The 7313-nt window shown below is 72.8% G+C and carries 9 protein-coding genes; 7 read left to right on the forward strand and 2 right to left on the reverse strand.

What is annotated here, in order from left to right:
- The first annotated feature begins 54 nt into the window (after window positions 1-54).
- From ACWGL3_RS14715 to ACWGL3_RS14730, 4 genes are all read left to right on the forward strand, one after another.
- A complete protein-coding gene (locus ACWGL3_RS14715) occupies window positions 55-423 on the forward strand; it encodes a hypothetical protein (protein ID WP_267948259.1) in 369 nt (122 codons plus the stop codon).
- 205 nt (window positions 424-628) lie between these two features.
- A complete protein-coding gene (locus tag ACWGL3_RS14720) occupies window positions 629-907 on the forward strand; it encodes a WhiB family transcriptional regulator (RefSeq protein ID WP_267948260.1) in 279 nt (92 codons plus the stop codon).
- A gap of 54 nt (window positions 908-961) precedes the next feature.
- Window positions 962-1123 carry a hypothetical protein gene (locus ACWGL3_RS14725; protein ID WP_330160711.1) on the forward strand — a complete coding sequence of 54 codons (162 nt, stop codon included), beginning with the start codon at window positions 962-964 and terminating at the stop codon, window positions 1121-1123.
- Window positions 1124-1438: 315 nt separating this feature from the next.
- The gene (locus ACWGL3_RS14730; protein ID WP_267948261.1) at window positions 1439-2020 is read left to right on the forward strand and encodes a M48 metallopeptidase family protein; all 582 of its coding nucleotides are present in this window, start codon (window positions 1439-1441) and stop codon (window positions 2018-2020) included.
- A gap of 206 nt (window positions 2021-2226) precedes the next feature.
- Here the strand turns inward: ACWGL3_RS14730 and ACWGL3_RS14735 are convergent, their stop codons facing one another.
- Together ACWGL3_RS14735 and ACWGL3_RS14740 are read right to left on the reverse strand one after the other, a co-directional pair.
- A complete protein-coding gene (locus ACWGL3_RS14735; RefSeq protein WP_267948262.1) occupies window positions 2227-2799 on the reverse strand; it encodes an NUDIX hydrolase in 573 nt (190 codons plus the stop codon).
- Window positions 2800-4248, reverse strand: coding sequence for a zinc-dependent metalloprotease (locus ACWGL3_RS14740; protein ID WP_452461403.1), 1449 nt, complete (start codon window positions 4246-4248; stop codon window positions 2800-2802).
- A gap of 122 nt (window positions 4249-4370) precedes the next feature.
- On the opposite strand from ACWGL3_RS14740, the gene ACWGL3_RS14745 reads away from it, so the two are divergent.
- The 3 genes from ACWGL3_RS14745 to ACWGL3_RS14755 all read left to right on the forward strand — a co-directional run bounded on the left by ACWGL3_RS14745 (window position 4371) and on the right by ACWGL3_RS14755 (window position 7209).
- Window positions 4371-5438 carry an NAD-dependent epimerase/dehydratase family protein gene (locus ACWGL3_RS14745; RefSeq protein ID WP_267948264.1) on the forward strand — a complete coding sequence of 356 codons (1068 nt, stop codon included), beginning with the start codon at window positions 4371-4373 and terminating at the stop codon, window positions 5436-5438.
- Between the two features lie 89 nt (window positions 5439-5527).
- Complete coding sequence (locus ACWGL3_RS14750; RefSeq protein WP_267948265.1) at window positions 5528-5971, forward strand: molybdenum cofactor biosynthesis protein MoaE; 444 nt, start codon at window positions 5528-5530, stop codon at window positions 5969-5971.
- Between the two features lie 176 nt (window positions 5972-6147).
- On the forward strand, window positions 6148-7209 hold the full coding sequence (locus ACWGL3_RS14755) for a YlbL family protein (RefSeq protein ID WP_267950260.1): 1062 nt from the start codon (window positions 6148-6150) through the stop codon (window positions 7207-7209).
- The last annotated feature ends 104 nt before the right edge of the window (window positions 7210-7313 follow it).

Here is a 7313-nt window from a genome sequence, read left to right on the forward strand (position 1 = left end):
CCAGGCGCAGGTGGAAGACCCTGCCGCCCGACTCAGAAGGAGGTGCCCGATCAAATGACGAACTCCACGCAGACCACCGGATTCATCGCTGGCTTCGCCGTGTCGTCCCGTCAGCAGTCCCTGACGACTGTCCTGGGCACCGCCGAGAGCGGTCACGCGGGCGTCCTCGCCGGATTCGGCGAGTTCATCACCACCGGTGCCGGTCACGGCGCCAAGGACCACCGCGACGGGTGGGGGACCTTCACGTCCCGCGACCTGTCGATGGTGTCCCCGGTCGTCCCGACCGGTGTCGGCAACGGCAGTGGTGTGCCCGCCAACCCTGAGCTCGCCCTTGATCGAGGCAAGCGCATGACGGAACACGCTGAAGCTACCCGGCGCCTCTATGGCGCATCGGGGGAGTGTCCACGGAGGATTCCGGCCTAGAGCTACACGGGCCGAGAGTTTCGACCGTGGCCGCGGACCCCGACACAGGGGCCGCGGCTTTCTTTGTATCTCCGTCCGATCCCCGTCCCCCAGGGACGAGGGAAGAGGACGGCGGCATCGCAAGTCCAGGTCCCTCACCGGACCGGTTCCGGTGACCATCACCGACCGCGTTGTACGAAACGATCAAAGATCTTGGAGGGCACCGATGCTTGCGTCGGTCCTGGAGACGCCCTGGATGGGCGACACCGAAGTTCCCTGCCGCCTCGAGCCCGACCTGTTCTTCGCCGAGGCGCCCGCCGACGTCGAGGCCGCGAAGGCCGTCTGCGGCGCCTGTCCCGTGAGGGAGCAGTGCCTGACGGACGCCCTGGAGCGGCGTGAGCCGTGGGGTGTGTGGGGCGGGCAGCTGCTCGTCTCCGGTCAGGTCGTGGCGCGCAAGCGCCCGAGGGGCCGCCCCCGGAAGAACCCCGCCCCGGTCGCGGCCTGAGGCCTCGCCCGAACTCCACCCGCAACCCCGAGAACTCCCGAAGGACGAAGACAGATGATGTTGATGGAACTCCTGCGCCTTGCCGAACAGAGCGACGTCGAGACCCGTGAGATGCAGAGCAGAAGGCTCACGGCCCGCGTGATGCGCGCCCGCCAGCGGGAGGAGCGCCGTGCCGAACAGGCACTCATGGATCTCGCGTGGTCACGCCTGTGTTGACCAGCGGCGGTACGGCGGGATGACGGGGCGCTGAGCGTCCCGTGGTGATCACGGAGCCGGTCGGAGGCCGGGCGGGACCCCCGAGAGGGGCGACCGCCCGGTCTCATTTGTGTCTCGATCGGGAAAAGGGAGGGCTTCGCGGGTCCCGACGATGTGCTCTCGGACGAAGCCCGGACCGTGCTGGTCAGGGCAGAACGCGCGACGGGACCGTGATTTCCGGTGGGATCCCGCCTTCCGGGGATCGAGGGAAATCAATGACATAACAGGACAAGTCATATCTGTGCGGAAGCTCTCCTCTCGGCTACCGTAAAGTTCGTGCCCTCGAACACCAAAGTCGAGGTACGACGCAGTCCTCGTCGCCGACGCACGGTGTCGGCCTACAGGGACGGGGACACCACGGTCGTCCTCGTGCCCGCGACGTTCTCCCGCGCAGAGGAAAAGCGCTGGGTGGGTCGCATGCTGCAACGGCTGGAGGCCCGGGAGGGGCGCCGGCACCCCGGCGACACCGAACTCCGCGACCGGGCGCTGGAACTGGCCCGCCGCTACCTCGGCGGCGCCGAACTCCCCGACAGCGTCCGCTGGGTCGACAACCAGAACGCGCGCTGGGGCTCGTGCACCCCCGACACCCGTACGATCCGCATCTCCCGCCGCCTCGCCGGGATGCCGTCCTGGGTGGTCGACTACGTCCTCGTCCACGAGCTGGCGCACCTGTCCATCCCCCACCACGGACGGGACTTCTGGGCCCTGGTACGCCGCTATCCCCGGGCCGAACGCGCGCGCGGGTACCTGGAGGGGTTCAGCGCCGCCTCGCGGACCGAGGCCTGCGACCACGACGAGGACGGGGAAGAGGACGAGGTGGAGGAACTGGGCATCGCCGAGGTCGCCCTGGAGGAGTAGCCCCCGCGGCCCGGCCGGGCCGCGGCACGGCTCCGGAGCGCCCGGAACCCGCATCATGCCCGTCGTCCGGTCGACGCCCTCGTCGCGCGGCCCCCGCCGCCCGGATCCCGCGGAACGCGTCCGAGGGGGACGGTGCCGCGCGTCGGCGGGGCCCTCCGAGCCGGGATGCGCGGACCCGTCAGGCGCGGCGCCGGATGCCCGCGGGCTCAGGCGTCCGCGGCCCTCGCGGCGCCGCGGTAAGCGGCCACCGCCCCGGCGGCGGCGCGCACCAGGTCGCGCACGGAGTCGTCGGTGGGCTCCGGCAGGCCGCCGACAGGGAACCATCCCAGGTCGGCCGACTCGTCGGGGTCGCACACCAGCACGGAATCGGCCGGGGCGACCGCCGCGTACTGCACGTCCAGGTGGAAGCTGCCCCCGCCGCAGGGCACCCGGTGCCGGTCCAGCCGGACCGGGGAGGGGAGGAGCGTCACGTCCCGCAGGCCCGACTCCTCGACGGCCTCCCGGAGGGCGGCCGCCCCCAGCGTCGTGTCGTCCGGCTCGCAGTGGCCCCCGGTCTGCAACCACATCCGGTGGATCCGGTGCAGGGTGAGGACCACCCGCGAGCCGTCGGCGGAGATGATGGCGGCGCTCGCCGTCACGTGGCCGGGCAGACAGGTGCGCCACATGCCGTCCGGGTGCCCGTCCAGGTGCTCCACGTAGGAGCGGCGCAGCTCCTCCTGCCGGGCGTCGGGCGCGGTCCACGCGCCCAGCACCGCCCTGGCGTCGTCGTGCAGTGACACCTACGAGTCCTTCCCGCGGGTGTCGTCCCCGTCGTCCTCGGAGCCGTCCGCCTCCGGGGCGCCCCCGCGGTCGGGCCCCGCCCCCGGCGCGTCGCCCGTCAGCGAGGAGATGTCGAAGTCGGCGCCGCCGAAGTCCCCGCCGCCGCTGACGAACGCGTCCGGGTCGTCCAGGTCCTCGCCGGTCGGCATCAGGTCGGGGTGCTGCCACACGGCGTCCCGCCCCTCGATACCGCGCGCCTCCTCCAGTGCGGACCACAGGGCCGACGCCTCGCGCAGGCGGCGCGGGCGCAGTTCGAGGCCGACCAGCGCCGCGAAGGTGTGCTCCGCGGGACCGTCGGTCGCCCGGCGGCGGCGGGTGGCCTCGGAGAGCGCGTCCGACTGGGGCAGGCGCCCGGACACCGCCGACGACACCACGGTCGCCACCCAGCCCTCGATGAGGGCCAGGGTGGTCTCCAGGCGGCCCAGGGCCGCCTTCTGCTGAGGGGTGTCCTCGGGCTGGAGCAGGCTCTCGCCGCCCGCACCGCCCAGGACCTCCTGGAGCGCCTCGGGGTTGGTGAGATCGATCTCACCGAGCCGGTCCTCCAGGCCGCTGACGTCGAAGGACATCCCGTCCGCGTACTCGCTGACGAGCCGGTACACGTGCGAGCGCAGCCACGGCACGTGGGCGTAGAGGCGGTGCACCGCGGCCTCGCGCGCGGCCAGGTACAGGCGCACCTCGTCGGCGGGGACCTGCAGGCCCTCGCTGAAGCGCTCGACCCCGCCCGGCAGGAGAGCGGCGTTGCCCTCCCCGGCCAGCGGCAGCCCGATGTCGGCGGTGCCGACGACCTCGCGGGACAGCTCGCCGACCGCCTGGCCGGCCTGGCGGCCGACCATCATGCTGCCCATCTGCTGGATCATGCCCAGCAGCGGGCCGGCCACGGACTGCATCTCCTCGGGCAGGTTCTGCCCCATGGAGCGCACGGTCCTGCTCGTCAGCGGGTCGCACAGCTGGACCCACGACTCCATCGTCTTCTCGACCCACTCCGACCTGCTCCAGGCCTGGGCGGTCTGGACACCGGAAGGAAGGTCGGTAGCCTGGTCGAGCCACAGGTCAGCGAGGCGCAGGGCCTCCTCGACCTTGGCGTAGTCGGACACCGGCACGCTCGGGTCGCCCTCCTGGGCGACCGTCTGCCGTGCCACGTCCTTGGCCATCTCCCAGTTGACCCCGGACGACGGCGTGCTGCCGCCGCCCCCGGGGCCGGGGCTGGGCTGTGCCGACATCATGTCGGCGAACTGGCGCAGCATGTTGGCCATCTGCTGCGGGTCGCCGAACGGAAATCCGTCCGGCGTTCCGGAGTCCCCTCCGCCCGGGCGGCCGCTGCCGGCACCCGAGCCGGAGTCGCCAGATCGGCGTCCGGACTCGTCATCGGGATCGTTCGGCATGCTGAAACCGAAAGGCAGGTCGCTCACATCAGACCTCAGGCAGGATTAGGTTTGGTCTCCACTGTCACGTTAGCTGGGAGTCGCCCGGAGTGAATACCGAAAGCAGCCAGGTTCGCCCAGAGCACAGCCGTTCCGGAGGAGCGGGCACGGTGGTCGCTGTCACCGGTGCCGCGTCCGGAGTGGGCCGGCTCCTCGTGCAACGCCTGGCCACGCCGGAAGGTTCCACGGCCCCCCGGGAGATCGTCGCGATCGACGATCAGTTCGCCGACCTGCGCGGTGTGACATGGCGTATCGCCGACGTGTGCGACCCGGGACTGGTGTCCCGCCTCGACGGGGTCGACGTGCTCGTGCACACCGCGGACGACCGCTCCCTGGAGACCAGGCCGGCCCAGCGCCGGGCGCACAACATCCGCGCGGCCCAGACGGTCCTCACCGCCGCGGCCGCCTCGGGGGTCCCCCGTGTCATCCTCGTCACCAGCACCATGGTCTACGGCGCCGCCGCCGACAACCCCGTGCCGCTCCCGGAGAACGCCACCCGCGTCTCCGACAACAGCGACGGGCTGATGGGCGACTTCGCGGAGATCGAGGCCCTGGCCGAGCGCGCGCGCCGGGCCCACCCCAGCCTCGCGGTCACCGTGGTGAGGCCCGCCCCGCTCGTCGGCCCCGAGCTCGACACCCTGCTCAGCCGCCACTTCTCCGCCCCCCGCCTGCTCACCGTCAAGGGGCACAGGCAGCACTGGCAGTTCTGCCACGAGGACGACCTCGCCGACGCCCTGGCCTTCTGCGCCCTGCACGGCGTGGAGGGCTCCGACGGCGTCGTCGCCGTGGCGAGCGAGGGCTCCCTCACCCAGGAGGACGTGGAGGCCGTCGCCGGGATGAAGCACTTCGAGGTGCCCGCCAACCTGGCCTTCGGAGCGATACGGCGCCTCCACCAGGCCAGGATCACCCCCGCCGCGGAGGGGGAGCTCAAGTTCCTCGTCTACCCGTGCGTGGTGGACTGCGCCGCGCTGCGCGACGCGGGCTGGAAGCCCGGCCACGACAACGAGGCGGCCCTGAGGGCCCTCCTGGAGTCCAGGAGCGGCAAGCACGCCCTCGTGGGGCGCAGCCTGGGCCGCAAGGAGGTCACCATCACCGCGGCCGGGGCGGCCGGCGCCGCGGCCGCGGCCATAGGCACCGCCGCCGCCATCCGCCACCTGCGCAAACGCAAGGGCGGGTGAGGCGGGCGGTGCACGTAGGGGCGCACACGCGCCCGGAACGCGCACTCCCGCCGCGACATGGGGGAACGCCCGATTGGTACGGTCGGACCGTGGAAGAGATCACTCTGGCGTCTGTACGCGACACCCCCCTGTCGGTGGACGAGGTGCTCGCCGCGGTGTCCGACCCGCGCGCGGGCGGCACCGCCGTGTTCATCGGGACCGTCCGCGACCACGACCACGGCCGTGACGTCGCGGCGCTGTCCTACACCGCGCACCCCACGGTGGAGGCCAAGCTGCGCTCCGTCATGGAGAAGGTCCTGGCGGACACGTCCGCGCCCGGCCGTCCGGTCGTGCGGATGGCCGCGACGCACCGCGTGGGCGACCTGGAGATCGGCGACCTCGCCGTGGTCGTGGCCGCCGCCGCCGAGCACCGGCAGGAGGCCTTCGCCGCCTGCCGCAGGCTCATCGACGACCTCAAGGCCCAGGTGCCCATCTGGAAGCAGCAGGCCTTCAGCGACGGCGACGGCGAGTGGGTGGGCGAGCCCCGGCCGTAGGCGGTGCTCCGCGGGCAGCCCCGGGTCCGCGGCGGTCGGCGCGGGCGCCGGGCCCGCCGGAGGCGTCCACGGAAGACGCCCCGGCGGCGCCCGGGTCCGGCCCGGACGGACCGGGGCGGGGACGAGCGCACCAGGCCCTCCGGCGGCAATAAGCTGTGCGCATGGTTCGTCGTGTCATGACCCTTGTTGTCGCTCTCGCCCTTCTCGTCGGGCTCGGAGCAGGCAGCCTCCTCCTCCCGCTGCCCTACCTGGTGGCGGCCCCGGGCCTCACCGTGAACACGGTCGGGGAGACCGAGGAGGGGCCCGTGATCGAGATCGGCGGGGCCGAGAGCTACGAGCACGAGGGCTCCCTGTCGATGGTGACCGTCCAGTACGCGGGCGGGCCCCAGCACCGGCTCAACTTCTTCGGCGTCGTGACCGCGTGGCTCTCGCCCACCGAGGCCGTCCTCCCCGAGGAGCTGCTGTTCCCGGCGGGGCGCACGCCCGAGGAGGTCAGCGAGCGCCAGACCGTGCAGATGAACGACTCCCAGACCAGCGCCACGGCCGCCGCCCTCAACGAGCTCGGCATGGAGTACGAGGCGGTCCCCGTGGTCAACGGGACCGTCGAGGGCATGCCCGCGCACGGAGAGGTCGAGGAGGGCGACGTCGTCCTCGCCGTGGACGGCACGGCCGTCCCCACCGTGAGCGGCGACGGCTCCGAGGAGGCCGTCGGCAGTTCGGCGGTCGTGGACCGGGTCGGTGACCGGGAGCCCGGAGAACCGGTCGGGCTCACCCTGGAGCGCGACGGGGAGACGGTCGACGTGGAGATCCCCACCGAGGAGGGCGAGGAGGGCGGCGCCGCGGTCGGCGTGCTCATCTCCGACCAGATGGACTTCCCCGTGGACGTGGACATCACGATCGGCGACATCGGCGGCCCCAGCGCGGGCATGATGTTCGCCCTGGGGATCATGGACCGGCTCAGCGAGGAGGGCCTCACCGGAGGCGTCGACGTCGCCGGGTCCGGAACCATCACCTCCGACGGCCGGGTCGGCGGCATCAGCGGCATCCCGCAGAAGATGGTCAGCGCCCAGCGCGCCGGCGCCGAGTACTTCTTCGTGGCCGCGGACAGCTGCTCCCAGGTCGCGCAGTCGGCCGCCTACGGCGAGCTGGACGTCGTGCGCGTCGAGACCCTCACGGACGCGGTCGACGCCCTGGAGACCATCCGCGGCGGCGGCGACGACCTCCCCCGCTGCGAGTAGGGGCCGCGGGCCGGGCGCGGCCGGAGCCGCCCCGCACCCCGGCCCTCCACGGCCGGGCGACGGACGAGAAGGCACGGGAGGCCCCCGCCGTCACGGCGGGGGCC

This window comes from Nocardiopsis sp. NPDC055824, from assembly GCF_053616335.1.